This window comes from Phenylobacterium zucineum HLK1 (assembly GCF_000017265.1).
GTDB classification, from domain to species: domain Bacteria; phylum Pseudomonadota; class Alphaproteobacteria; order Caulobacterales; family Caulobacteraceae; genus Phenylobacterium; species Phenylobacterium zucineum.
In genome coordinates this window covers 2,620,160-2,646,148 of record NC_011144.1, presented here as the reverse complement: position 1 = coordinate 2,646,148, position 25,989 = coordinate 2,620,160, and the positions used below count along the sequence as shown (strand labels likewise).

General features: G+C 72.2%; 23 protein-coding genes. 21 read left to right on the top strand and 2 right to left on the bottom strand.

Annotated elements, in window-relative coordinates; all coding sequences use genetic code 11:
• Positions 1-39 precede the first annotated feature (39 nt).
• The 13 genes from PHZ_RS12900 (at position 40) to PHZ_RS12840 (ending at position 15,171) form a co-directional block, all read left to right on the top strand.
• Positions 40-522, top strand: coding sequence for a division/cell wall cluster transcriptional repressor MraZ (locus PHZ_RS12900; RefSeq protein ID WP_012522883.1), 483 nt, complete (start codon positions 40-42; stop codon positions 520-522).
• Positions 519-1,451: a 16S rRNA (cytosine(1402)-N(4))-methyltransferase RsmH gene (gene rsmH, locus PHZ_RS12895; protein ID WP_012522882.1), complete on the top strand. Its 933-nt coding sequence runs from the start codon at positions 519-521 to the stop codon at positions 1,449-1,451. The genes PHZ_RS12900 and rsmH overlap by 4 nt, the downstream gene beginning before the upstream one ends.
• Positions 1,448-1,888: a cell division protein FtsL gene (ftsL, locus tag PHZ_RS12890; protein WP_012522881.1), complete on the top strand. Its 441-nt coding sequence runs from the start codon at positions 1,448-1,450 to the stop codon at positions 1,886-1,888. The genes rsmH and ftsL overlap by 4 nt, the downstream gene beginning before the upstream one ends.
• Positions 1,885-3,630, top strand: coding sequence for a peptidoglycan D,D-transpeptidase FtsI family protein (locus PHZ_RS12885; RefSeq protein ID WP_012522880.1), 1,746 nt, complete (start codon positions 1,885-1,887; stop codon positions 3,628-3,630). Before ftsL ends, PHZ_RS12885 begins: the two co-directional genes overlap by 4 nt.
• Positions 3,627-5,078, top strand: coding sequence for a UDP-N-acetylmuramoyl-L-alanyl-D-glutamate--2,6-diaminopimelate ligase (locus PHZ_RS12880; protein ID WP_012522879.1), 1,452 nt, complete (start codon positions 3,627-3,629; stop codon positions 5,076-5,078). The genes PHZ_RS12885 and PHZ_RS12880 overlap by 4 nt, the downstream gene beginning before the upstream one ends.
• Positions 5,071-6,468: a UDP-N-acetylmuramoyl-tripeptide--D-alanyl-D-alanine ligase gene (locus PHZ_RS12875; protein ID WP_012522878.1), complete on the top strand. Its 1,398-nt coding sequence runs from the start codon at positions 5,071-5,073 to the stop codon at positions 6,466-6,468. The genes PHZ_RS12880 and PHZ_RS12875 overlap by 8 nt, the downstream gene beginning before the upstream one ends.
• Positions 6,468-7,577, top strand: coding sequence for a phospho-N-acetylmuramoyl-pentapeptide-transferase (gene mraY / locus PHZ_RS12870; protein WP_012522877.1), 1,110 nt, complete (start codon positions 6,468-6,470; stop codon positions 7,575-7,577). The genes PHZ_RS12875 and mraY overlap by 1 nt, the downstream gene beginning before the upstream one ends.
• An 18-nt stretch (positions 7,578-7,595) precedes the next feature.
• A complete protein-coding gene (gene murD / locus PHZ_RS12865; protein WP_012522876.1) occupies positions 7,596-9,005 on the top strand; it encodes a UDP-N-acetylmuramoyl-L-alanine--D-glutamate ligase in 1,410 nt (469 codons plus the stop codon).
• Positions 9,002-10,186, top strand: a complete 1,185-nt coding sequence (gene ftsW / locus PHZ_RS12860) for a putative lipid II flippase FtsW (RefSeq protein WP_041373514.1) — start codon at positions 9,002-9,004, stop codon at positions 10,184-10,186. Before murD ends, ftsW begins: the two co-directional genes overlap by 4 nt.
• Positions 10,187-10,200: 14 nt before the next feature.
• Positions 10,201-11,298 (top strand): undecaprenyldiphospho-muramoylpentapeptide beta-N-acetylglucosaminyltransferase, encoded by a 1,098-nt coding sequence (murG, locus tag PHZ_RS12855; protein ID WP_012522874.1) that lies wholly within the window; start codon positions 10,201-10,203, stop codon positions 11,296-11,298.
• A gap of 65 nt (positions 11,299-11,363) precedes the next feature.
• Positions 11,364-12,797 (top strand): UDP-N-acetylmuramate--L-alanine ligase, encoded by a 1,434-nt coding sequence (murC, locus tag PHZ_RS12850; protein WP_012522873.1) that lies wholly within the window; start codon positions 11,364-11,366, stop codon positions 12,795-12,797.
• Positions 12,798-12,807: 10 nt separating this feature from the next.
• The gene (gene murB, locus PHZ_RS12845) at positions 12,808-13,710 is read left to right on the top strand and encodes a UDP-N-acetylmuramate dehydrogenase (RefSeq protein WP_012522872.1); all 903 of its coding nucleotides are present in this window, start codon (positions 12,808-12,810) and stop codon (positions 13,708-13,710) included.
• An 81-nt stretch (positions 13,711-13,791) separates the two neighbouring features.
• Positions 13,792-15,171 carry a M20/M25/M40 family metallo-hydrolase gene (locus PHZ_RS12840; protein ID WP_012522871.1) on the top strand — a complete coding sequence of 460 codons (1,380 nt, stop codon included), beginning with the start codon at positions 13,792-13,794 and terminating at the stop codon, positions 15,169-15,171.
• Here PHZ_RS12840 and PHZ_RS12835 read toward each other — a convergent pair.
• Positions 15,168-15,593, bottom strand: a complete 426-nt coding sequence (locus PHZ_RS12835) for a PaaI family thioesterase (protein ID WP_012522870.1) — start codon at positions 15,591-15,593, stop codon at positions 15,168-15,170. The two genes, PHZ_RS12840 and PHZ_RS12835, sit on opposite strands and share 4 nt — an antisense overlap.
• A gap of 182 nt (positions 15,594-15,775) precedes the next feature.
• On the opposite strand from PHZ_RS12835, the gene PHZ_RS12830 reads away from it, so the two are divergent.
• The 4 genes from PHZ_RS12830 to ftsA are packed head-to-tail and all read left to right on the top strand — an operon-like array spanning position 15,776 to position 20,288.
• Complete coding sequence (locus tag PHZ_RS12830; protein WP_041374181.1) at positions 15,776-17,059, top strand: SulP family inorganic anion transporter; 1,284 nt, start codon at positions 15,776-15,778, stop codon at positions 17,057-17,059.
• A 59-nt stretch (positions 17,060-17,118) separates the two neighbouring features.
• Positions 17,119-18,096: a D-alanine--D-alanine ligase gene (locus PHZ_RS12825; protein ID WP_012522868.1), complete on the top strand. Its 978-nt coding sequence runs from the start codon at positions 17,119-17,121 to the stop codon at positions 18,094-18,096.
• Positions 18,032-18,928: a cell division protein FtsQ/DivIB gene (locus PHZ_RS12820; RefSeq protein WP_012522867.1), complete on the top strand. Its 897-nt coding sequence runs from the start codon at positions 18,032-18,034 to the stop codon at positions 18,926-18,928. Before PHZ_RS12825 ends, PHZ_RS12820 begins: the two co-directional genes overlap by 65 nt.
• Positions 18,929-18,947: 19 nt before the next feature.
• On the top strand, positions 18,948-20,288 hold the full coding sequence (gene ftsA / locus PHZ_RS12815; RefSeq protein WP_012522866.1) for a cell division protein FtsA: 1,341 nt from the start codon (positions 18,948-18,950) through the stop codon (positions 20,286-20,288).
• On the opposite strand, the gene PHZ_RS12810 is transcribed toward ftsA, so the two are convergent.
• The gene (locus PHZ_RS12810; RefSeq protein ID WP_148216859.1) at positions 20,289-21,785 is read right to left on the bottom strand and encodes a CehA/McbA family metallohydrolase domain-containing protein; all 1,497 of its coding nucleotides are present in this window, start codon (positions 21,783-21,785) and stop codon (positions 20,289-20,291) included.
• Between the two features lie 333 nt (positions 21,786-22,118).
• On the opposite strand from PHZ_RS12810, the gene ftsZ reads away from it, so the two are divergent.
• The 4 genes from ftsZ (at position 22,119) to PHZ_RS12790 (ending at position 25,965) form a co-directional block, all read left to right on the top strand.
• Positions 22,119-23,606 (top strand): cell division protein FtsZ, encoded by a 1,488-nt coding sequence (gene ftsZ, locus PHZ_RS12805; protein WP_012522864.1) that lies wholly within the window; start codon positions 22,119-22,121, stop codon positions 23,604-23,606.
• A gap of 84 nt (positions 23,607-23,690) precedes the next feature.
• Positions 23,691-23,909 carry a hypothetical protein gene (locus PHZ_RS12800; RefSeq protein WP_041373513.1) on the top strand — a complete coding sequence of 73 codons (219 nt, stop codon included), beginning with the start codon at positions 23,691-23,693 and terminating at the stop codon, positions 23,907-23,909.
• A gap of 173 nt (positions 23,910-24,082) precedes the next feature.
• Positions 24,083-24,964, top strand: coding sequence for a UDP-3-O-acyl-N-acetylglucosamine deacetylase (gene lpxC / locus PHZ_RS12795; protein WP_012522863.1), 882 nt, complete (start codon positions 24,083-24,085; stop codon positions 24,962-24,964).
• 110 nt (positions 24,965-25,074) lie between these two features.
• Positions 25,075-25,965 carry an outer membrane protein assembly factor BamD gene (locus PHZ_RS12790; RefSeq protein ID WP_236611825.1) on the top strand — a complete coding sequence of 297 codons (891 nt, stop codon included), beginning with the start codon at positions 25,075-25,077 and terminating at the stop codon, positions 25,963-25,965.
• Positions 25,966-25,989: the final 24 nt, after the last annotated feature.

Sequence of the window (25,989 nt, the reverse complement as noted above, 5' to 3'; positions counted from 1 at the left end):
AGCGGTGGTCGGCGGACGCGGCAGGGGACCTGGGGCGGGATGTTTCTCTCGACCTTCGAGAAGCAACTGGACGCCAAGCGGCGCATCGTCGTGCCGCAGGAATTCCGCGCGCTGGCGGCCGGCCCCTTCGACGGCGTCTTCTGCTTCCCCTCCATCGAGGCCGACTGCATCGAAGGCGGCGGCAAGGCCCTGTTCGACCGCTACAACGGCGTGATCGAGGAGCTGGAGTTCGGCGATCCCCTGCGCTCGGCTCTGGAGACCTCGGTCCTCGGCGGCATGGCCAAGCTGTCGTTCGACACCGCCGGCCGCATCACCCTGCCCGAAAGCCTCTGCGACCTGTTCGGCCTGACCGACTGGGTCACCATCGTGGGGCTCGGCGACCGCTTCCAGATCTGGGAGCGCGAGGCTTTCAACGCTCACCGCGCCGCCCAGCGCGAGCTGGCCCGACAGGGGCTGGCCGAACTGCGCGCCCAGCAGCGGGCCGCACGCCTCGCCCACTCCGGACAGGGGAGCGCCGGATGACGACCCCGCACGTCCCCGTCCTGATGCAAGAGGTCGTGGACGCGCTCGCCCCTGCGCCCGGCCGGACGATCATCGACGGGACCTTCGGCGCCGGCGGCTACACCCGCGCGATCCTGGCGACCGGCGCCTCGGTGGTGGCCTTCGACCGCGACCCCACGGTCAGGCGCTTCGCCGAGGGGCTTCCCGCCGACCGCTTCCGCCTGGTGGAGGCGCGCTTTTCCGAGATGGACGAGGTGCTGGGCGAGGGCGCCGCCGACGGCGTGGCCCTGGACCTCGGCGTCTCGTCCATGCAGCTCGACCAGGCCGAGCGCGGCTTCTCGTTCATGCAGGACGGGCCGCTGGACATGCGCATGGGCGCGAGCGGGCCCACCGCCGCCGACCTCGTGAACACCGCCGAGCCGGCCGAGCTCGCGCGGATCTTCTTCGTCTATGGAGAGGAGCGCGAGAGCCGCCGCATCGCCCGCGCCATCGCGCGCCGGCGCGAGGAGCAGCCCTTCACCCGCACCCTGGAGCTGGCGGACTTCATCGAGAAGGCGCTGGGCGGCCGCCGCGGCGCGAAGATCCACCCGGCGACCCGGGCCTTCCAGGGCCTTCGTATCGCCGTGAACGAGGAGCTATCCGAACTGGAGGCCGGCCTTGCGGCCGCCGAGCGCGTCCTGAAGCCGGAGGGCCGCCTCTGCGTCGTCACGTTCCATTCGCTGGAAGACAGAATCGTGAAGAGCTTCCTCTCGGTGCGAGCGGGTAGAACGCCGGCGGGATCGCGCCACGCGCCCCCGGTCCGCCAAGGCCCGGCGCCCAGCTTCCAGCTCTTGTTCAACGGCGCCCGCGGGCCGTCCGAGACGGAGGTGGCGGCAAACCCCCGAGCCCGCTCGGCGAAGCTGAGGGCGGCCGTGCGCACCGACGCGCCGGTCTGGAGGGATGCGGCATGAACCTGCTGAACCGCCGCATTCGCGGTTTCCGGCTGGTGGACCTGGTCGGCGTCGGCCTGCTGGTGGTGGTGATCCTGGGGGTCTACCTGGCCAAGACCATGGCCGGGGACGAACGCGCCGAGATCGCCAAGATCGAACGCCAGATCAAGGCCGAGAAGGCCCGCATCCGCCTGCTGCAGGCCGAGGTCGCGCACCTGGAGCAGCCCGGCCGCATCGAGCGCCTGTCCGTCGAATACCTGAACATGGAGCCGGTCACCGTCAGCCGTGAGGCGACGGTCGAGCAGCTCATGGACATCGCCCGCGCCGGCCCGCCGAAGAAGGACAAGGCCCCGTCCGCCGTGGCCGCCATGGTGAACGAGAGCGACGCCACCCCCGGCGTGCCGCCGCCCCCGCCGCCGGAAGGCCGCAGCCTCCGGATCGCCGAGGCCGGGCGATGAGCCTGGGCCAGCAGGCCTTCGGCGGCTCGGCCGTCTCGCGCTGGTTCAAGGAGCGCATCTGGGGTCTCGAGCACGCCTTCGAGCGGGCTCGCGCCTCGGGCCGCGCCGAGGACGACACGCGCCTGCGCATCTTCTTCGTGCTGGTGCTGTTCGTGCTGGGCTTCGTCTGGCTGTCGGTGGGCGCTACGCGCGCGGCGCTCTTCTCGGACGCCCGGGGCGGCGGCCGCATCGCGCCGGCCGGAGTCTCCCGCGCCGATCTCGTCGACCGCAACGGCATGCTGCTGGCGGCCGACCTGCTGCACTACGGCCTCTACATCGATCCGCGCGAGATCTGGGAGACCGAGGAGACCCGCCGCCAGCTCCTGGCCGCCCTGCCGGGCCTCGACAGGGCGCGCCTCGAACGCGCCCTGCGCGGCCAGCGCCGCCTGTTCGTGATGGGCGCCCTGACGCCCGCCGAACGCAATCGCGTCCACGCCCTGGGCCTGCCCGGCGTCAGCTTCGAGCCCGAGCAGCGCCGCGTCTATCCGCTGGGCGCGAGCGCCGCCCACGTCATCGGCTTCTCAGACACCGGGGGCGAGGGCCTGTCGGGCGCCGAGGCCGCGCTGAACGAGGAGATCCGCGCCGCGGCCGGCGGCCAGGTCCCCCTGTCCATCGACCTGCGCGTCCAGGGCGCGCTGGAGGACGAGCTGTGGAAGGCCGTCCACGAGTTCACCCCGAAGGGCGCGGTGGGCCTCGTCACCGACGTGCACACCGGCGAGATCCTGGGGATGGCCAGCTGGCCGACCTTCGACCCGAACAAGCCCGGCCAGGCCACCGACTACGTGCGCACCAACCGCGCGGCCGCCTCGGTCTTCGAGATGGGCTCGACGTTCAAGGCGTTCACCGTCGCCATCGGCCTCGACGCCGGCGTCGCCACTCCGAACACGACCTTCGACGCGCGCGAGCCCTTCAAGCTGGGCTACCGGACGATCCACGACTACCACGCCGCCCGGAAGGTCCTGACCCTGGTCGAGGTGTTCCAGCACTCGTCCAACATCGGCACCGCCAAGCTGGCCGTGGGCATCGGCCCCGAGCGCATGGGCCGTTACTTCGACGGCCTGGGGCTGACCAAGCCCGCGCCGGTGGAGCTGATCGAGTCCGCGCGGCCCCTGACCCCGCGCAAGTGGGACGAGGACGCGGTGGCCTCCACCTCCTTCGGCCACGGCATCAACGTCAGCCCGCTGGCGCTCGCCCGGGCCATGGGCGCGATCCTGAACGGCGGGCGCCTCGTGCCGCTGACCATCCGCAAGCTGGAACCCGGTGCGGCAGTCGACGGTCCCCGGGTGATGTCCGAGCGCACGTCCCTGCAGATGCTGTCGATCATGCGCGCCAACGTGGCGGGCGAGGCGGGCAGCGGCCGGTCGGCCAACATCCCGGGCCTGTCGGTGGGCGGCAAGACCGGCACCGGCGAGAAGTACGATCCTGCGATCCGCGCCTACAACCACGAGCGTCAGGTCTCCTCGTTCGCCGCCGTGTTCCCCACCAGCGGCCCGGCCGAGGCCAAGCGCTACTTCGTGCTGATCCTGCTGGACGAGCCGCACGGCACCGCCCGCAGCGCCGGCTACGCCACCGGCGGCTGGGTGGCCGCGCCGGCCGCCGGCCGGGTCATCGAGCGCATCGCCCCGTTCCTGGGCGTCGAGCGCCAGCCCGAGCTCGCCGAGATCGCGCCCGCGGGCGCCGCGCCGATGGGGGAGGGCCAGTGAAGCGCCTCTCGGCCATCGTGAAGCGCGGCCTGCCGGCGGATCCCGAGATCACCGGCGTCACCGCCGACAGCCGCAAGGTGCGGGCCGGCACGCTGTTCGCCGCCCTGCCGGGCACGAAGGTGGACGGCGCCAGCTTCGCCGCCGCCGCGATCCAGGCCGGCGCCGCCGCGGTGATCGCCGACCGCGACCTCGGCCTGCCCGTCCCGACCATCGTGGCCAAGGACCCCCGCCGAGCCTACGCCCTGGCCGCGGCCGAGTTCTGGGGACGCCAGCCGCAGGTCTGCGTCGCCGTCACCGGCACCAACGGCAAGACCTCGGTGGCCAACTTCTGCCGCCAGATGTTCGCCCGCGCCGGCCGCACCTCGGCCAGCATGGGCACCCTGGGCGTCACCGTCTCGCGGCCCGACGGGACGCACGAGCAGCTCACGCCCCCCGGCCTCACCACGCCCGACGCCGCCGACGTCGCCGAGATGCTGGCGAGGATCGCCGGCATGGGCGTCAGCCACTTCGCGATGGAAGCCTCCTCGCACGGGGTGGACCAGCGCCGGCTGGACGGGGTGAAGCTGACCGCCGCCGGCTTCCTGAACCTGACCCAGGACCACCTCGACTACCACGGCACGATGGAGGCCTACCGGGCCGCCAAGCTTCGCCTGTTCGAGACCCTGCTGCCGCGCGGCGGCACGGCGGTGCTGAACGCCGACTCCGACGCCTTCCCGGCCTTCGCCGCCGCCGCCGTGATCGCCGGCCAGTGGGTGATGCCGGTTGGCGAGACCGGCGCGACCCTGAAGCTGGCCAAGCGCGAGCTGCTGCCCGAGGGCCAGTGGCTGCGGATCATGGCCGAGGGCCGCTCTCACGACGTGCGCCTGCCGCTGGCGGGCGGGTTCCAGGCGTCGAACGCCCTGGTGGCCGCCGGCCTCTGCTGGGCCGCCGGCCTGACGCTGGAGGAGGTGTTCGCCGGGCTGGAGGCGCTGGAGGGCGCGCCGGGACGGCTGCAGCGCGTGGGCCAGGGCGCCCGCGGCGGCGAGGCCTATGTGGACTACGCCCACACGCCCGACGGCCTGGAGACGGTGCTGAAGGCGCTGCGTCCCCACGTTCGCGGGCGGCTGATCGTGGTGTTCGGGGCCGGCGGCGACCGCGACCGCGGCAAGCGGCCGCTGATGGGCAAGGTGGCGGGCGAGCTGGCCGACGTCGCCATCGTCACCGACGACAACCCCCGCTCGGAGGTCCCGGCGGCGATCCGCGCCGAGGTGCTGGCGGGCTGCCCGGGCGCGGCCGAGATCGGCGACCGCCGCGAGGCGATCCGCGAGGCCGTGGCGATGCTGCGCGACGGCGACATCCTGGTGGTCGCCGGCAAGGGCCACGAGCAGGGCCAGATCGTGGGCGGCGTGACCCACCCCTTCGATGACGTGGCCGAGACGGCCCAGGCGCTGGAGCTGGTCCATGGCTGAGCCCCTCTGGACCGCCGAGGAGATCGCGGCCGCGACCGGCGGCAAGCTGGCGGGCCAGGCGTTCCGCGCGGGCGGCGTCTCCATCGACACCCGCACGATCCAGCCGGGCGACCTGTTCGTGGCGCTGGCCGGCGTGCGCGACGGCCACGAGTTCGTGGAGCAGGCCTTCGAGAAGGGCGCGGCCGGCGTCATCGCCTCGCGCCAGGTGTTCGGCCCGGCGGTGATGGTGCCCGACACCCTGCACGCGCTGGAGAAGCTGGGCGCCGCCGCCCGCGAGCGCGCGCCGCAGGCCCGGCGCGGTGCGGTCACCGGTTCGGTCGGCAAGACCAGCGTCACCCAGGCGATCATGGCCGGCCTGACCCTGGCCGGCCCGGCGCACTCGTCGGTGAAGTCCTACAACAACCACATCGGCGTGCCGCTGACCCTGGCGCGGATGCCGCGGGGCACCGCCCGCGCGGTGTTCGAGATCGGCATGAACCACGCCGATGAGATCCGGCCGCTGAGCAGGATGGTCCGGCCGCACGCCGTCGTGATCACGACGGTGGGGCCCGTCCACACCGAGAACTTCCCTGACGGGGAGGCGGGCGTGGCGCGCGCCAAGGCCGAGATCTTCGAGGGGCTGGAGCCCGGCGGCGTCGCCGTTCTGAACGCCGACAACCGCTGGTTCGACCTGCTGAAGGGCGAGGCCGAGCGGGCCGGCGCGACGGTGCGCACGTTCGGGACGGGCGAGGCGTGCGACGCGCGGCTGATCGACTTCCAGGTTCCCGCGGGCCACGCGGTCGTGCAGGCCCGCCTGCACGGCAAGGCGCTCGACTTCCCGATCCTGCAGACCGGCCTGCACTGGGGCCTGAACAGCATGGCCGTGCTGCTGATGCTCGAGGCGCTGGGCGTCGACCTGGACGACGGTCTCGCCGCCCTGGGCTCGTTCGAGCCGCTGGCCGGCCGCGGCGCCGAGGCGCAGGTCCGCAAGGGCGCCGGCGCCTTCACGCTGATCGACGAGAGCTACAACGCCAACCCGATCTCCATGGCCTCGGCCATCGCCACCCTGGGCGCGCGGGAGACCGCCGGTCGGCGCATCGTGGCCCTGACCGACATGCTCGAACTGGGGCCGGAGGCTGAGGCCTTCCACCGCGGCCTCGCCGAGCCGCTGGAGGCTGCGGCGATTGACCTCGTCTTCTGCGCCGGCCCGCTGATGAAATCCCTCTGGGACGCCCTTCCGCCGACTCGCCGCGGCGGCTACGCCGAGTCCGCGGCCGAACTCGCGCCGCAGGTCGTCCAGGCCGTAGAGCCCGGCGACGTGGTGATGGTGAAGGGGTCGAACGGATCGAAGGCGGGCGCGATCGCGGCCGCCCTGTCCGCGCTCGATTCCCGGTCGGGGGAGGGCGCCTGATGTTCTACTGGCTGTACGAACAGTTCGCGGCGTCGGGCTATGTCCCGATCCTCAACCTGCTGAAATACCAGACCTTCCGGACCGGCCTTGCGATCTTCACGGCCCAGTTCGTGGTCGTGGCCATGGGCTCGCGCTTCATCCGCTGGATGCAGGCCAAGCAGGGCAAGGGCCAGCCGATCCGCGCCGAGGGCATCGAGCGCCACGTGATCGAGAAGGCCGGCACGCCGACCATGGGCGGGGTGATGATCCTGGCCGGCCTGCTGGTGGGCACGCTGCTGTGGAGCGACCTGTCGAACCCCTACGTCTGGGCGGTCGTGCTGGTCACCGCCGGCTACGGCCTGCTGGGCTTCACCGACGACTACGCCAAGGTCACCCGCCAGACGACGGCGGGGGTCTCGGGCAAGATCCGGCTGGCGCTCGAGGCGTTCATCGCCATGGCGGCGGTGCTGATCATCATCGTCTTCGCCCAGAAGCCGCCCGAGAACCCCGAGCTGCTGACCTCGGTGACCTTCCCGATCTTCAAGCAGTACTTCGTCGACCTCTCGTGGGGCTATCTGCTGTTCGGCGCCTTCATCATCGTGGGCGCGGCGAACGCCGTGAACTTCACCGACGGCCTCGACGGCCTGGCCACGGTGCCGGTGATGATCGCCGCGGCGGCCTACGGCCTGATCGCCTACCTGGTCGGCAACTACGTCTTCTCGAACTACCTGCAGCTCCACTTCGTGCCGGGCGTGGGCGAGATCGCGGTCTTCTGCGGCGCCCTGATCGGCTCGGGGCTGGGCTTCCTCTGGTACAACGCCCCGCCGGCCAAGATCTTCATGGGCGACACCGGCTCGCTGGCCCTGGGCGGGGCGGTGGGCGCGGTGGCCGTCGCCACCCGGCACGAGATCGTGCTGGCGATCATCGGCGGCCTGTTCGTTGCCGAGACGCTGTCGGTGATCATCCAGGTCGCCTGGTTCAAGCGCACCGGCCGGCGGATCTTCCTGATGGCCCCGATCCACCACCACTTCGAGAAGCTGGGCTGGTCGGAATCGACCGTCGTCATCCGCTTCTGGATCGTCGCCATCATGCTGGCCCTCGTGGGCCTCGCCACCCTGAAGCTCAGGTAGGGGAGGGCGCGCGGTCAGATGATCCCGGTCAGCGGCTTCGAGGGACGGACGGTCGCCGTGTTCGGCCTGGCCCGCACGGGCCTGGCCGCCGCGCGCGCGCTCGTCGCCGGCGGGGCCAAGGTGGCGCTCTGGGACGACAAGCCGGCCGCGCGAGAAGCTGCGCAGGCCGAGGGCTTCGAGCTGACCGACCTGACCCGGGCCGACTGGCGGGAGTTCGCCGCCGTCATGCTCTCGCCCGGCGTGCCGCTGACCCATCCGGCGCCGCACTGGACCGTCGAGCGGGCCCGCGAGGCCGGGGCCGAGATCGTGGGCGACATCGAGCTCTTCGCCCGTACCGTCAACGCCGCGCCCGAGCACAAGCGGCCGAAGATCGTCGCCATCACCGGCACCAACGGCAAGTCCACGACCACGGCGCTGATCGGCCACATCTGCGCCGAGGCCGGCCGCGACGTTCGGATCGGCGGCAACATCGGCTACGGCGTGCTGGGCCTCGAGGACATGCACGGCGGGGCGGTCTACGTGCTGGAGCTGTCGTCCTACCAGCTGGACCTGACGTCCTCGCTGCATGCCGACGTCACCGTGATCCTGAACATCTCGCCCGACCACCTCGAGCGGCACGGGACGATGGACGAGTATGTCGCCGCCAAGCGCCGCATCCTGCTGAACCAGGGCAAGGGCGACACCGCCGTCATCGGCGTGGACGATCCCTGGGGCCAGCGGATCTGCACCGAGATCACCGCCGCCAACCGCCGCACCATCGTGCCGGTCTCGGCGTCCAAGGCCATGAGCCGCGGGGTCTACGCCCTGGACGGCCTGCTCTACGACGCCACCGGCGAGCGCGCCCAGGAAGTGGCCGACCTGAAGCGGGCCCGCTCGCTGCCCGGCCGCCACAACTGGCAGAACGCGGCGGCCGCCTACGCCGCCGCCAGGGGGCTCGGGATCTCGGGCGAGGAGGCGGCCCAGCACCTGATGACCTTCCCCGGGCTCGCGCACCGGATGGAGACCGTGGCGGTGCTGGGCAAGGTCCGCTTCGTCAACGACAGCAAGGCCACCAACGCCGACGCCGCGCGGCAGGCGATGTCCAGCTACCCGAAGTTCTACTGGATCGCCGGCGGCCTGCCGAAGACCGGCGGCATCGACGGCCTCATCGACCTCTTCCCGCGCATCGAGAAGGCCTACCTGGTGGGCGAGGCCGCGCCGGCCTTCGCCGACGTGCTGCGCGGCAAGGCGCCCGCCGTCGAAAGCGGGACCATCGAGGCCGCCGTGCGCCAGGCCTACGCGGACGCCCGGGCCGCGGGTCAGGAGGCGATCGTGCTGCTGTCGCCGGCCTGCGCCTCGTTCGACCAGTTCGCCGACTTCGAGGAACGCGGCGAGGCCTTCCGCGCCGCCGTCCAGAAGCTGGCCGACGGCCAGGCGGACGCCGCATGAGCCCGGTGAACAACGTCTCCCAGGCCCACGCCTTTCCGCGTTCGGACCGCTCGCCGCTCGGCGTGTGGTGGTGGACGGTGGACCGCTGGATGCTGGGCGTGGTCGGCGTGCTGATCTTCATCGGCGTCCTGATGTCGTTCGCCGCCAGCCCGGCGGCCGCCGCTCGGATGAACGTGGGCGATCCGTTCCACTTCGCGGTGCGCCAGTGCGTCTTCGCCGCCGCCTCGGCCTTCATCCTGGTCAGCGTCTCGATGCTGGACGTGAAGGGGATCCGCAGGGCTGCGTTCTTCATCTGGCTGTTCGCCATCGCGGTGATGATCGCCCTGCCGTTCATCGGCCACAGCGCCAAGGGCGCGACGCGCTGGATCGAGTTCGGCGGCTTCACCTTCCAGCCGTCCGAGTACATGAAGCCGGCCCTGATCATCCTCGTCTCGTGGATGTTCGCCGAGGGGCAGAAAGGGCAGGGCGTGCCCGGCGTCTCCATCGCCTTCGGTCTCTACGTGGTCTCGATCGGCCTGCTGCTGATCCAGCCCGACATCGGCCAGACGGTGCTGATCACGGTGGCCTTCGGGGCGGCGTTCTGGATGGCCGGCGTGCCGCTCTCGTGGGTGATGCTGCTGGGGGCGCTGGCGGTCGCGGGCCTGTCCTCGACCTACTTCCTGTTCCCCCACGTGGCGAGCCGGGTGGACCGCTTCCTCTCCCCCGAGAAGGCCGACACCCACCAGGTGGACCGCGCCGCCGAGGCGATCTCGGCCGGGGGCCTGTTCGGCCGCGGCCCGGGCGAGGGCGTGATGAAGCGCCACGTGCCCGACCTGCACACCGACTTCATCTATTCCGTGGGCGCCGAGGAGTACGGGCTGATCTTCAGCCTGCTCCTGATCTCGCTGTTCGCCTTCGTGGTGATCCGCGGCCTCTACAGGGCCATGAAGCTGACCGATCCGTTCGAGCAGGTGGCCGCCGCCGGCCTCTTCGTGCTGGTGGGCCAGCAGGCGATCATCAACGTGGCCGTGAACCTGAACCTCATCCCGACCAAGGGCATGACCCTGCCGTTCATCAGCTATGGCGGCTCGTCCATGCTGGCGATGGGCCTGACGCTGGGCATGGCGCTGGCGCTCACGCGCCGCCGGCCGGGCGCCTACACCCCGACCGAGGGCCTCGCCAAGGCGGGCGCCTTCGCCTAACCCTTTGGGGGATCATGCGTAAGACAGCAGTCGTCGCCGCCGGGGGCACCGGCGGCCACCTCTTTCCCGCCCAGGCGCTCGCCGAAGCCCTGATCGCCCGCGGCTGGCGGATCGTGCTGGCCTCGGACGAGCGGGTCGCGGGCCTGGCCCAGGACTTCCCGGCCGAGCGCCGCATCGGCCTCTCGGCGGCCACCTACCGGCCGGGCGACCCGGTGGGCATGATGCGGGCCGGCTTCGCCGTGCTGCGCGGGGCGATGCACGCCCGCGCCGCCTTCCGCGAGATCGGCCCCGACGTGGTGGTGGGCTTCGGCGGCTACCCGTCGGCCCCGGCGCTGGTGGCCGCGATCCTGGACCGCCGGCCGACGGTGATCCACGAGCAGAACGCGGTGATGGGCCGGACCAACCGCATCCTCGCGCCCCACGTCCGCACGGTCGCCTGCGCCTTCCCGACGCTGAAGAAGGCCCCGCCGAAGGTGGCCGGCCGCGCCGTCGTGGTCGGCAATCCGGTGCGCCCGCCGATCCGGGCGCTGGCCGACGTCCCCTACGTCCCGCCCGAGCCGAACGGGCCGGTGCGCCTGCTGGTCACCGGCGGCAGCCAGGGCGCGCGCCTGCTGTCGGAACTGGTGCCCGAGGCCGTGAAGGCGCTGCCCGAGGACCTGCGCCGCCGGCTGACCGTCCACCAGCAGACCCGGCCGGAGTCCATGAACACCGCCCGCCGCGCCTACCGCGACGCCCTGGTGGACGCCGAGATCGCCCCATTCTTCCGCGACATCGCCGGCCGCCTGCGCGAGGCTCACCTGGTGGTCGGCCGCGCCGGCGCGGGCACCGTCTGCGAGTTCGCCATCGCCGGGAAGCCGTCGATCCTGGTGCCGCTGGCCATCGCCCTCGACGACGACCAGGGGCAGAACGCGCGCCTGCTCGCCGACGCCGGCGGCGCCGAGGTGGCGCGCGAGAACCAGCTCACCGTCGACACCATGGCCAACGCCCTCGAGAAGCTGCTGACCAACCCCGCCCGCCTGCAGCGCATGGCCGAGGCCGCCCGCTCGGTGGCCATCCCCGACGCCGCCGAGCGCCTCGCCGACGTGGTGGAGCAGACGGCGCGCGGCCGCTGATCCGCGATGACGAACGTGCGGGGGCATATATTTCCCCCGCCGCGCCGATGCGCTAGCAGGACTCCATGAATCGCCGCCCCGTCCCCTTCGAGATCGGCCCCGTCCACTTCGTGGGGATCGGCGGCATCGGCATGAGCGGCATCGCCGAGATCATGCTGCGCACCGGCTACCAAGTGCAGGGCTCGGACGCCAAGCCCTCGGCCAATACCGAGCGGCTCGAGAAGCTGGGCGCGAGGATCTTCATCGGCCACGACGCCAAGAACGTCGAAGGCGCCTACGCCATCGTCTATTCGACGGCGGTCAAGCCCGACAATCCCGAGATGGTGGAAGGCCGCGCGCGGCGTCTGCCGCTGGTCCGCCGGGCCGAGATGCTGGCCGAGCTGATGCGGCTGCAGTTCTCGATCGCCGTGGGCGGCACGCACGGCAAGACCACCACCACCTCGATGGTGGCCGCCATCCTCGACGCGGGCGGGCTCGATCCGACGGTGGTCAACGGCGGCATCATCAACGCCTACGGCACCAACGCGAAGGTGGGGGCCGGCGACTGGATCGTGGTCGAGGCCGACGAGAGCGACGGCACCTTCCTGAAGCTGAAGTCCACCGTCGCCGTGGTCACCAACATCGACCCCGAGCACCTCGACCACTACGGCGACTTCGAGGCGGTGAAGAAGGCCTTCCAGGACTTCGTCGAGAACATCCCGTTCTACGGCTTCGCCGCCGTCTGCCTCGACCATCCGGAGGTCCAGGCCATGACCGCGCGGGTCGAGAACCGCCGGCTCGTGACCTACGGCGTGAACCCCCAGGCCGAGGTGCGCGCGCACAACATCCGCATGGGCCCCGAGGGCGCCCGCTTCTCGGTGGTGATCCAGCCGCGCGACGGCGGCTTCATCAGCTTCGACGACCTGCTGCTGCCGATGGCCGGCCAGCACAACGTCCAGAACGCCCTGGCCGCCATCGCCGTGGCCCGGGAGCTCGGCGTCTCGCCCGACGCCATCCGCAAGGGCCTGGCGGCCTTCGGCGGGGTGAAGCGCAGGTTCACGACCACGGGCGTGGCCGGCGGCGTGCGCGTGGTGGACGACTACGGCCACCATCCGGTGGAGATCGCCTCGGTCCTGAAGGCCGCCCGCGCGGTCAGCGAGGGCAAGGTGATCGCGGTGGTCCAGCCGCACCGCTACACCCGGCTGCGCGACCTGTTCGAGGACTTCTGCGCCTGCTTCAACGACGCCGACACGGTGATCGTGGCCGACGTCTACGCGGCCGGCGAGGCGCCCATCGAGGGCGTCGGCAAGGAGAGCCTGGTGGAGGGCCTGCGCCGCTACGGCCACCGCCGCGTGCTGCCGCTTCCGGCCCCCGCCGGCCTGGCGGCGCTGGTGCGCGAGGAGGCCCACCCCGGCGATCTCGTCGTGCTGCTGGGCGCCGGCGACATCACCAGCTGGGCCTACGCCCTGCCGGGCGAGCTCGAGGCCCTGAGCGCCTCGGGGGGCGCGGCCGCGGAATGAGCTGGCCCAAATGACCTGGAAGGACAGGCTCCCCGCCGTCCGCGGCAAGCTCCTGCGGGACGAGCCGCTGGCGCCGTTCACCTGGTTCCGCGTCGGCGGGCCGGCGGACGTGATCTTCCTGCCCGAGGACGAGGACGATCTGGCCGCCTTCCTGAAGGCCCTGCCGGCCGAGGTTCCCGTGACGGTGCTGGGCGTCGGCTCCAACACCCTGGTCCGCGACGGCGGAGTGGACGGGGTGGTGATCCGCCTGGGCAAGGCCTTCGCCAAGGTCGAGCCGCGTGGCGAGGGACGCCTCTACGCCGGCGCCGCGGCCTTGGACGCCGTCGTCGCGCGCGAGGCTGGCAAGGCCGGCATCGCGGGCCTGGAGTTCTACCGCGGCGTGCCCGGCACGATCGGCGGGGCCCTGGTGATGAACGCCGGCTGCTACGGCGCCGAGACCAAGGACGTGCTCGTCGAGGCCTATGCGCTGACCCGCGCGGGGGAGCGGCTGACGCTCTCCAACGCCGACCTGGGCTACAGCTACCGCAAGTCGGCCCGCGCCGCCGCCGAGCCGCTGATCTTCCTGGGCGCCCTGTTCGAGGGCCGGCCCGACGACCCGGCCGCCATCGAGGCGCGCATGGCCGAGATCACCGAGCGGCGCGAGAAGACCCAGCCGATCCGCGAGAAGACTGGCGGCTCGACGTTCAAGAACCCGCCCGGCCACTCCTCCTGGAAGCTGGTGGACGAGGCCGGCTGGCGCGGCAAGCTGTTCGGCGGGGCGATGTTCTCGCCGCTGCACTCCAACTTCCTGATCAACACCGGCGAGGCGACCGCCGCCGACCTCGAGGGCCTGGGCGAGGCGGTCCGCGCCGACGTGAAGGCCAAGTTCGGCGTCGACCTCGACTGGGAGATCAAGCGGATCGGGCGTCCCTGAGGCGCCCGGCGCGTTCCGCTACTGCCACGCTTGTCAGCAGGCGGCCTTGACGGAATCTCGCCGCCCGCGCACGCCGGGGCCATGCGCAATCTTGCTCTGCTGGCCGTCGGCGCCAGCCTCGTCCTCGCCGCCGCGCCCGCGGCCGCCCAGACGGTCAACCAGGACATCTCCGCCTCGACCGCCGCCGTCCGCGACGCGGCGCTGAAGGATCCCACCGCCTGGGACATCGCCGAGTCCCTCACGACCGAGATCGGTCCGCGCCTGGTGGGCTCGCCCGCCATGGACCGCGCCCGCGACTGGGGCGTCGAAACGCTCAAGCGGCTCGGCTTCCAGAACGTCAAGGTCGAGACCTTCACCGCCTCGGGCTGGTTCCGCGGCGAGGAGAGCGCCGAGGTGGTCGGGCCCTATCCGCACAAGCTGCACATCCTGGGCCTCGGCGGCTCCTCGTCGACGCCGAAGGGCGGGCTGACGGCGGAGGTGGCGCTGTTCCGCACCTATGAGGAGATGCTGGCCCAGCCGGAGGGCGCGCTGAAGGGCAAGATCGCGGTCGTCACCGGCGTGATGACCCGCGCCCAGGACGGATCGGGCTACGGCGCCATCAACGCCCAGCGCAGCCAGGGGCCGGTCGAGGCCGCCAAGCGCGGCGCCGTCGCCTATCTGATCCGCTCGCTCTCCACCGACGACACCCGCCTGCCGCACGCGGGCGGCGCCCGGCCGGGCGGCATCCCCGCCGCGGCGCTGTCCACGCCCGACGCCGACCTGCTGGAGCGCATGGTCGCCCGCGGCAAGCCGGTGACCCTCAAGCTCGCCATGACCTCGCGCTACGAGGCGAAGGTCCCCGCCTACAACATCTCGGGCGAACTGCCCGGGACCGACCCCGACGCCGGCGTGCTGATCGTCGGCGGCCACCTGGACTCCTGGGACGCCGGCACCGGCGCCGTGGACGACGCCGCCGGCATCGCCATCACGACGGCCGCCGCCAAGCTGGCCGCCGGCCAGGGGCCGCTGCGCCGCACGATCCGCGTGGTCATGTGGGGCTCTGAGGAGCAGGGCGGCTCCAGCGAGGCCTACCTCGCCGCCCACAAGGACGAGGTCGGCAGGATGGTCGTGGTCGGCGAGAGCGATTCCGGCGCCGGCCGCATCTGGACCATCCGCCTGCCGCAGGCGGGCCGCGACCATGTGGCGATGAAGGCCTTCCGGGCCGCCGTCGCGCCGCTGAACGCCATCGTCAGCCGCGAGGCCCCCCGCTTCGGCGGGGCCGACGTCTCGGGCCTGATCCAGGCGGGCGCGCCGTTCGTCGAGTTCGAGCAGGACGCCAGCCGCTATTTCGATCTGCACCACTCGGCCGACGACACGCTGGACAAGATCGACCCGGCGGAACTGTCGCAGAACGTCGCCGTCTGGGCCGCCTTCCTCCACGCGGCCGCTGCAAGCGACGTGGACTTCCGGGCGAAGCCCTAGCCCAGCGCCTTCTCGGCGGGGACCAGGCGGGCGCTCGCGGTTCCGCGGGCGACGAGCACGCCGTCGGCGTCGCTCAGGCGGCCTTCGAGGAAGGCGATGCTCTTGCCGGTCTGGATCACCTGGCCCTCGCCGAACAGCGGGCCGGGGCGGGCCGGCGCCAGGAAGCTGACGTGCAGGTCGATGGTGGGGGTGAACAGCCGCCCGTCCGACTGGATGAACACCGCAGGCCCCATGGTGTCGTCCAGCATCGCCGCCAGGAAGCCGCCCTGCACGTATCCGGCCGGGTTCAGGAATTCGGGGCGCCCCTCGAAGCGGACGCGAATCCAGCCCTGCTCGGGCCGAGCGTCGAGGACCTGCCAGCCGAGCAGCTCGGCGCAGGGCGGGCGGGGCAGGGCGTCCAGGGCGGTGGCGACGTGGCTCATGGCCCACAGCCTGCGGTCGTCCTGCTGACAGCGTCATGGCGGCAGCGCGGCGATCGGCCGCCCGCCCTCCGTAGCGGTCCGGAGTTGCCGATCGGCGGGGTGGCCGCTTACTTGGTAAATCGAATGGTCGCGTTCGTACGGCGCACTCCCGGGCCGACGGCGTCTACCAGTCCATGGTCAAGATGCCCGACGGAACCGCAACGGCCCACCGCTACAAACCCAAGCTCGCCAGCACGCTGAAGGAAGGCTACGGCGCCGAGGCGCTGAAGCGCGACGCGATGGCGGGCCTCACCGTGGCCATACTGGCCCTGCCGCTGTCGATGGCCATCGCCGTGGCGTCCGGCGTCTCGCCCGAGCGGGGCCTGTGGACCGCCATCGTCGGCGGCTTCCTCGTCTCGGCCCTGGGCGGCAGCCGCTATCAGATCGGCGGACCGGCCGGCGCCTTCATCGTCCTGGTCGCCGCGACGGTCGCGAAATTCGGCATCGAGGGCCTGCTGCTGACGGTGCTGCTCTCGGGCCTCATGCTGACGATCGTGGGCCTGCTGCGGCTGGGCTCGCTGATCCGGCACATACCGCACGAGGTGACCGTCGGCTTCACCGCCGGCATCGCCGTCACCATCCTGGCCAGCCAGATCAAGGACCTGGCGGGCCTGACGCTCGCCGGCCATGAGCCGGGCGAACTGCTGCCAAAGCTGGCGGCCCTGGCCCAGGCGGCGCCGACGCTCAATCCGGCGGCGCTGGCGCTGGGCGTGGGCGTGGCCGCGTTCATCCTGGTGCTGCGCCATTTCCGCCCCACCTGGCCGGGGATGCTGTTCGGCGTCGTCGGCGCGACCCTGATCGCCGTCGCCCTGGGCCTGCCGGTGGAGACGATCGGCACGCGCTTCGGCGGCCTGCCGCAAAGCCTGCCCATGCCGGCCCTGCCGAACCTGTCGTGGGACCTCGCCGTCAAGGTGCTGCCCGCGGCCCTGTCGTTCACCCTGCTGGGCGGCGTCGAGAGCCTGCTGTCGGCCACCGTCGCCGACAAGATGACCGGCCGCGTCCACCGGGCGAACATGGAGCTGGTCGCCCAGGGACTGGCGAACGTCGGCTCGGCGCTGTTCGGCGGCATCGCCGTCACCGGCACCATCGCGCGGACGGCGGCCAACATCCGGGCCGGCGCCCGCAGCCCCTTCGCCGGGATCCTGCACGCCGTCTTCCTGCTGCTGTTCATGCTCTTGGCCGCCCCGCTGGCCAGCTACGTGCCCCTCGCCGCCCTGGCCGGCGTGCTGGTGGTGGTCGCCTGGAACATGACCGAGAAGGACGAGTTCGCCCGGCTGATGAGGAGCTGGCGGAGCGGGGCGGTGCTGTTCGCCACCTTCGCCTTCACCCTGCTGCACGACCTTACGGCCGGCATCGTGGCGGGCTGCGTGCTGGCGGCGTTCTTCTGGCTGCTGGGCCGGCGCGAGCGCGGCGGCGAGGCCCCTTGACCGCAGGGCCCCTGTAGGCGACGGCGGACGCAACCCCTTCAGCTCTCGCGAGTCGCCCCATGGCAGCGCCGCTCTCCGGTCACCACGTCGCCGTCCTGATGGGCGGCCTGTCCTCCGAGCGGGAGGTGAGCCTCGTCTCCGGCCGTGAGTGCGCCGACGCGCTCGAGCGGCTGGGCGCGAAGGTCAGCCGCATCGACGCCGGCCGCGACCTGGCCCAGGTGCTCTCGGCCCTGAAGCCCGACGTCTGCTTCAACGCCCTGCACGGGGCCTGGGGCGAGGACGGCTGCGTCCAGGGCGTGCTCGAGACGCTGGCCATCCCCTACACCCACTCGGGCGTGCTGGCCTCGGCCCTGGCCATGGACAAGGCCAAGGCCAAGGCCGTGCTGGCCGCCGCGGGCGTGCCGGTGCCCGGCGGCGGGCTCTACAACCGCTACGACGTCGCCCGCGAGCACGTCATGGCGCCGCCCTATGTGGTCAAGGCCAACGCCGAGGGCTCGTCCGTCGGCGTGTTCATCGTCCGCGACCGGGCGAACCGGCCGCCGCAGGAGATCCTGGAACCCTCCTGGACCTACGGGGAGCAGGTGATGGTCGAGCCCTTCATCCGCGGCATGGAGCTGGCCGTCGGCGTGATGGACGGCAAGGCCATGGAGGTCACCGAGATCCTGACCGAGCGTGAGTTCTACGACTACGAGGCCAAGTACGCAGAGGGCGGCTCGAAGCACATCGTCCCGGCCAGGATGCCGGCGCACGCGCTTGAAAAGGCGAAGGAATACTCCGAGCGGGCGCACGCCGCGCTTGGTTGTCGCGGAGTTACCCGGTCGGACCTGCGTTATGACGACATTAACGACATTCTGGTCCTCTTGGAGGTCAATACCCAGCCCGGCATGACGCCCACCTCTCTCGTTCCCGAGCAGGCGGCGGCTCAGGGCGTGGATTTCGACCGGCTCGTGTTGTGGATCACGGAGGACGCCTATGCCCGCGGCGGAGCGGGGAGGATCGCGAGTTCAGGCGAAGCCTCGGGCCAAAGCGCCCCCTAGTCCGGCCAGGCGCCCCGCGAAGGGCGGGGCCGGTTCGCCCGCGCGCGCGGGTCCGTCTCCCAAGCTGATCCTGCTGGCCGCGGCCGGGGTGCTCGTCGCCGCGGTGACCGCGACGCTCGCCACCGGCGGGCGGGGCGAGCGCCTCGTGCAGACCGCCGCCGCCGCCGTGGACGGCCAGTTCGCCGACGCGGGCTTCCGCCTGCGCGCCGTCCACGTCCAGGGCGCGTCCAAGATGGCGACCCCCGACATCGTCCGCGCCGCCGCGGTCCGCAAGGACCAGCCGCTGCTCGGCATGGACCTGGAGGCGCTGCGCGCCCGGGTCGAGGAAGTGGGCTGGGTGAAGGAGGCCAAGGTCGTGCGCCTGCTGCCCGACACCCTCGTCATCGCCGTGGAGGAGCGCCGCCAGCTCGCCGTGTGGCAGCACAACGGCCGCACGGTGGTCATCGACGAGAAGGGCCGCGTCATCCCCGAGGCCGACCCGGCCCGCTTCCCGACCCTGCCGCTGGTGGTCGGGGCCGGCGGCGCCGAGCACGCGGGCCAGATCCTGCCGATCCTGGCCCAACGTCCGAACCTGATGCGCCGCATGGAGGCCCTGGTCCGCGTCGACGACCGGCGCTGGGACCTGCGGCTGAAGGACGGCTCGCTGATCCAGCTCCCCGCCGCCGGCGAGGAGGACGCCCTGGCCCAGCTCGAACAGCTCGACCTGCGCTCGCGAATCCTGGAGCTGGGCTTCGAGCGTATCGACCTGCGCAATCCCGACGTCGTGGCCGTCCGGCCGCGTCCGCCTGCAGACCCCACCGCGCCGGGCGGCCTCGCCGCCGCCGGCGTGTAAGGAGAAGAAACGACCTCAAATGCTGAAGTCCGCCGCCCGTGCTGAAGCTTCCCGGAAGGATGGCCGCGAGGCCCTGAAGGCTGCGCTCGCGCCGCCGAAGGTCGTGGCCGCCGTCGACCTGGGCGCCTCCAAGGTGACCTGCTTCATCATGAAGCCGGAGGGCGTCCGCAAGGCCGACCGTACGCTGACCACCTGCGGGGTGGGCTATGTCCAGTCGCGCGGCGTGCGCGGCGGCGCGATCGTCAACCTCGACGAGGCCTCCGACGCCATCGCCCAGGCCGTGGAGCGGGCCGAGAACGTGGCCGGCGTGAACGTCCAGGGCGTCACCGTCTCCACCGCCGGCGGCCAGCTCGCCTCGTCGCGCGTCGCCGGCCGGGTCTCGATCGGCGCGCGACCGATCGGCGACAACGACCTCGTGCGGGCGATCCAGAACGCCCTGGCCCAGATCAAGCTGCCCGGCCGCCGGGCGGTCCACATCCTTCCCGTCGCCTGGTCGGTGGACGGCCAGGGCGGGGTGCGCGATCCGCGCGCCATGTTCGGCAAGACGCTCGGCGTCGAGCTGCTCGTCGTCTCCGTCGCCGAGACCGTGTTCCAGACCCTGGGCGCCTGCGTCGAGCGCGCCCACCTCCAGCTCGAGGGCGTGGTCGCCGCGCCCTTCGTCTCGGCCCTCGCCGCGCTGGAGGAGGACGAGATGGACCTCGGCAGCGTCTGCATCGACATGGGCGGCGGCTCGACCTCGGCCGCGGTCTTCACCGGCGGCAGCCTGGTCCACGTCGAGACCGTGCCGGTCGGCGGCCAGCACGTGACCCAGGACATCGCCCGCGGCCTGTCGACCTCCATCGCCGGCGCCGAGCGGATCAAGACCCTGCACGGCTCGGCCATCGCCTCGGCCAACGAGGACCGCGAGATGATCGAGGCGCCGCCGCGGGGCGACGATCCCGGCGCGGGCCCGGTCGTGGCCCCCCGCAGCTTGCTGAAGGGCATCATCGCGCCGCGCGTCGAGGAGACGCTGGAGCTGCTGCGCGACCGCCTGAAGGCTTCGGGCGCGCCGGTGGAGCCGGGCGCGGGCCTGGTGCTGACCGGCGGGGCCAGCCAGCTCGCCGGCGTGCGCGAGGTGGCCGTGCGGGTGTTCGACCGTCCGGTGCGCCTGGGCCGTCCGCGCCGCGTGCCGCACCTGGCCGACGCCGCCTCGGGCCCGGCGTTCACCGCCGCCGCCGGAATCCTGCACCGGGCCGCGTTCGGCCCGCGCGAGGCGGTCTCGTCCCGCTCGCTGGCCTCGGCCAAGCTGCGCCGCGAGCCCCTCGACCCCCGCGCGAATCCGGTCGCCAAGGCCGCCGCCTGGCTGCGCGAGAACCTCTAGCTACTCGACCTCGATGAAGACCGGGTTCGAATAGAACCACAGGTCCGACCAGGGATCCTCGCCGGTCGTGTCCGGCAGCGGCTCGGCCTCGTCGCCGTTCGTGCCGCGCACCCGCACGTAGGTCGGCTCGGTCACCGCCTTCAGCGTCACCGTCATCGACAGCCGCTCGCCCTCGCGCACCCAGTCGCGCGGGGTGAAGCGCTTCTCCACCCGGGCGCGGGGGTTGGTGTCGCTCGACCGGTCGGCGACGGGACCCGTGACCTCGCTGCGGATCAGGTCGACGCGGGCCACCTCGGGCGAGCGTCCGCCGAAGTTCTTCCCTGCCGGGTCGCGGGCGCGGATCACCACCGTCACGTCCGAGCCGCGCGGGATCTTCAGCGTCCCGCCGATCTCGGCCCTGCGGCGTCCGTCGGCGGTCTGGACGGTCACCTCCAGCTCGGAGACGAGGTCGCCCAGGGTCACGAACACCCGGCCGTTGCGCAGCCCGTCCAGCACGTCCTCGTAGGCGGGGACCGCCTTCACGTAGGTCTTGGAATATTCGCCGGGCCAGAAGTCCTCGCCGCCCTCTGTGTAGTGGCGGTGCGAGTCCGAGGTGGAGGTGACCCACCAGCGCCGCCCCTCGGCCAGCATGGAGTCCCAGAAGCCGCCCAGCCGGGCGGTCATCTGGTCGAAGCCGCCCAGGGTGGGCGAGCCGCCGTACGAGCCGCGCGGCTCGGTCCGTCCGGGCGAGCCGTCGGCGTTCAGCGCGGCGGCCTGGTGCCCCGGAGCGCCCTCCATACCCACCGCGACCTGCGGCGCCGCATCGTTCCAGCCGCGCAGCTCGGCCGGCGCGACCTGGCCGTACTCGCCCACCGCCTTGGCGGTCCGCGACGGATGGTTGGCGATCACCACCGGCTTGGCGGGGAGGGCGTCCATGTGCTTGAGGGCCGCGATCATCCGCGCCTCGGTGTCCCGCGCCGGATCGGCGGGCCACGGCTCCCGCCGGTTGTAGCCCTTCTCGATGCCGAACAGGACATCGGCCTCATCGGCGGTCTTCGGCAGGATCACGCTGGAGTGCTCGGCCGCAGGGGTGTCCAGCTCCATGCCGAAGAACTGGATCAGGCCCGGGACCTGGCGGCGGGACTGCACCAGCTCGGGATAGGCCTTCTCGCGGTTCAGCCGCGAGTGGTTCGGCCCCCCGTGGTCGGTGGCGACCATCCAGCGCAGCCCGTGCCGGAGCGCCATGCGGGCGTTCGTCGGGATGCTGTTGCTGGAGTCCCCGCCGATGATCGGCTCGGGCGGGGAGGCCCCGTCGGCCGCGGGCTTCCAGTCGGCGCTGTACCAGCTGTGGACGTGGTGGTCCCCCGCCTGCCAGCGGCGCTGCGCCGGATCGGCCCGGCTGGCGGGAGCCCCCGGCGCCGGCGCGAAGCCTGTCCCGTGGCCATGGGGCCCGTGAGCGTTCGCTGCAGCCGGCAGCAGCACGAGCGCCGCCGCGCCCACCGATAGAAGTCGCCGCACGGCCGCCCCCTCGAACGCGAGGCCGCCGACCCGGCCTCCTTGGCGCGAGCAGCTAGCGGCGGGGGGTCTCAGGACGGCGACAGGCGGTTGACGGATTTGCGACGGCGACGGGTTGACGCAGCGGCGCCCGCGGGCGCCGGCGCGGCGTTGCGGGAATCCTTGTGGGGAAAGGGGTTTTTTCGTTCCGGCCAAGCTCGCCCGAACGGCGACTCGCGCTATGGGCTTAACCCCCGATTAAGGATGTCGGTCGCCTAGTAAACCCATCCTTAAACAGGATGCGTCGGTGGGCGGGTCGCCGGCGCCAAGACCGCATTTGGAAGGACGCGAAGGTCCATGGCCATTTCCCTCTCCGCGCCGCGCGCCACAGAACTGAAGCCGCGGATCGTCGTGTTCGGCGTCGGCGGCGCCGGCGGCAACGCCGTCAACAACATGATCGAGGCGGGGCTCGAGGGGGTGGAGTTCGTCGTCGCCAACACCGACGCCCAGCAGCTCCAGTTCTCCAAGACCGAGCGCCGCATCCAGCTCGGCGTGCAGGTCACCCAGGGCCTGGGCGCGGGCGCCCATCCCGAAGTCGGCATGAGCGCGGCCGAGGAGAGCATCCCCGAGATCGGCGAGCACCTCGACGGCGCCCACATGGTCTTCATCACCGCCGGCATGGGCGGCGGCACCGGCACGGGCGCGGCCCCGATCATCGCCAAGTGCGCGCGTGAGCGCGGCATCCTGACGGTCGGCGTCGTCACCAAGCCGTTCCACTTCGAGGGCCGCCACCGGATGCGCCTGGCCGACGCCGGCATCCAGGAGCTGCAGCGCTACGTCGACACCCTGATCGTCATCCCGAACCAGAACCTGTTCCGCGTGGCCAACGAGCGGACGACCTTCGCCGAGGCCTTCGGCATGGCCGACCAGGTCCTGCACTCGGGCGTGCGTTCGATCACCGACCTGATGGTGCTGCCTGGCCTCATCAACCTCGATTTCGCCGACGTCCGCACGGTCATGACCGAGATGGGCAAGGCGATGATGGGCACCGGCGAGGCGACCGGCGACGACCGCGCCCTGATGGCCGCCCAGAACGCCATCCAGAACCCGCTGCTGGACGAGGTGTCCCTGAAGGGCGCCAAGGCCGTGCTGGTCAACGTGACCGGCGGCCTCGACATGACCCTGCTGGAAGTCGACGAGGCGGCGAACGCCATCTCCGAGCAGGTCGATCCGGAAGCCAACATCATCTTCGGCGCGGCCTTCGATCCGACCCTGGAAGGCATGATCCGCGTGTCGGTCGTCGCCACCGGCATGGACGGCGCCTCGATCGCCGCCATCGAGCCCAAGGTCGAGCGCCGCTCGATCACCGCCGAGCCGCTGCGGGCCACCGTCAGCCCGCGGGCCGAGGCCCCGGCCCAGCCGGTCGCCGCCGCGCCCCAGCCCGAGCCGGTCCTCGCCGCCGAGGCCCGCGAGGAGGAGCAGCCCGACATCTTCGACGCTGCGGCCGCCGAGGTCGCCGAACAGCCGGCCTTCGCGCCGGTGCGCCGGATCGTCGACGAGTCCGTGGCCGAGCCCGAGGACGAACCGCTGTTCGCCGAGCCGGCCTACGAGCCGCGCAAGCCCCGCGGCGGCTTCCTGAGCCTGTTCGGCGGTCGCCCGCGCTACGACGCCCCGCCGGCCGCGCCGCAGGCGCGGATGGACACCCGGCCCGCGGCCTCGGCCGCCCCGATGGCGGCCCCGGTTCGCGGGGGCGCCCAGCCGCTGGAGGCGCCGCAGCTGGCCGAGGAGCCCGACACGGCCGAGGACCTGGAGATTCCGTCCTTCCTGCGCCGTCTCGCCAACTAGGCGGAACTGTCACAGAATCGCGAAAGCAGGGGGCGGGGCCCCCTGCTATCCTTGCGTCCGTCAGCCTGCGAGGGAGGACGGACAATGGCCTATCAGCGCGTCATCTGGGTATCGCCGCTGGCGGACGGCTGGACCGTCCGCTGCGCCGAGCTGGAGCCGTTGGTGTTCCGGTCGGGCCGCCGCGCCGAGGAGCAGGCCAAGGCGCTCGCCGCCTGCCTCGCCCGCCTGGGGCGCGACGCCCAGGTGCGCATCCAGGACCGCTCGATGAACCTCGTCGGCACGCAGCACTTCCCCGCGGACTGAGGCCCTCCTGAGCGGCGAGCCGCGGGAAACAAAGCGAAACAGCAAGTGTTTTGCTGCGCTGCATCAAACCGCCCTATGCACGAGTTGAGGGCGAAGGCTCGGTCGCTGTCCCGGTGTCACGGGAAGGGGCCGGACCGGTTGTGTTTGTGGAAGGTCCCGGTTTGTCCGCACCCGTGTTCCAGCACACCGTCAAGGCGCCGGCCCTGTTCGCGGGCGTGGGCGTCCACACCGGCGCGTACACGCGCGTGGCGGTGCGTCCGGCCGCGGCCGACACGGGGATCGTCTTCGTGCGGACCGACGTCTCCGGGAGCGACAACCGCATCGCCGTCTCGCCCGAGGCGGTCTGCAAGACCCAGCTCGGCACGGTGGTCGGCAACGCCGCTGGCGTCACGGTCTCGACCATCGAGCACCTGATGGCGGCCCTCGTCATGCTCGGCGTCGACAACGCCGTCGTCGAGGTGGACGGCCCCGAGATGCCGATCATGGACGGCTCGGCCCTGCCCTTCGTGCGGGTGCTGGACCGCGCCGGCCGCCGCGAGCAGCAGGCCCCGCGCCGCTACATCGAAATCCTGGCGCCCGTCGAGGTGATCGACGGCGACAAGCGCGCCGCGCTCCGCCCCGCGGAAGCCTTCGAGGTGGCCTTCGAGATCCGCTTCGGCTCCCAGGCCATCGGAACCCAGGCCATCGACCTGCCCATGGACGAGGCCGCCTTCCGCGACGAGCTCGCCGACTGCCGCACCTTCGGCTTCCTGCACGAGGTCGAGGCCCTGCGCGCCATGGGCCTGGCCCGCGGCGGCTCGATGGAGAACGCCGTGGTGATCGACGGCGACCGCATCCTCAATCCCGAGGGCCTGCGCCGGCCCGACGAGTTCGTCCGCCACAAGGCGCTGGACGCCATCGGCGACCTGTTCGTCCTGGGCGCGCCGGTGGTGGGCCGCTTCGAGGGCGTGCTGGCCGGCCACGGCCTGAACAACGCCCTGGTCCGCGCCCTGGCCGCGCGGCCCGACGCCTGGCGGGTCCGCACCTTCGCCGAGGATCTGGCCGAGGCGGTCTGACGCGCCGCCGTTTGCTCGCCACAGTCGGTGGTGTAGAAGCGACTCTCTCGCGTGGGGGCGCGCGTGTTGGTCTTGAGGTGAAGGTGTCTTCGGTTCGAACGTCTACCCGGGTGGTCCTCGTCGCCGCCGCCTGCGCGCTCGCCCTCGGCGCCTGCGCCGGCAACAAGAAGAAGCCGCGCCTGGTCTATGAGGAGCGGCCGGTCGAGCTGCTCTACGCGACCGGCGCCAACCGGCTGGACCGCGGCCTGTGGAACCAGGCCATCAACTACTTCCAGGAAGTCGAGCGGCAGCACCCCTATTCGGAGTGGTCGCGCCGTTCCATCCTGATGCAGGCCTACGCCCACTATCAGTCGAACGACTATCCCGAGGCGATCGGCGACGCCGACCGGTTCATCCAGCTCTATCCGGGCAACCCGGCGGCGGCCTACGCCCACTACATCAAGGCCATCTGCTACTTCGAACAGATCGTCGACGTGGGCCGCGACCAGGCCGCGACCGGCCAGGCGCTGGAGGCGCTGCGCGCGGTGGTGCAGCGCTATCCGGCCAGCGAATATGCCCAGGACGCGCGCCTGAAGATCGACATGGTCAACGACCAGCTCGCCGGCAAGGAGATGACCGTCGGCCGCTGGTACCTGCGCAACGGCGACACCCTGGCGGCCGTGAACCGGTTCAAGACCGTGGTCGACCGCTATCAGACCACCACCCACACGCCCGAGGCGCTCTATCGCCTGGTCGAGGCGTACCTGACGCTCGGCCTCACGGAAGAGGCCAAGCGCAACGGGGCGGTGCTGGGCTACAACTATCCGGGCGATCCCTGGTACCGCGACGCCTACCGGCTGCTGACCGACAAGGGCCTGCGCCCGGCGGTCGAGCCCGAGAGCGGCGGCCGCAGGGGCCTGCTGCGCCTGCCGTTCCGCAAGGACAAGGGCCAGACCATCAAGCCGCCCGCGCCGGAGGCCTCGGCCACCGACGCGGCCGCCACCGCGCCAGAGCCGAAATAGGGCTTTCGCGCTTCCGCGGCGGCG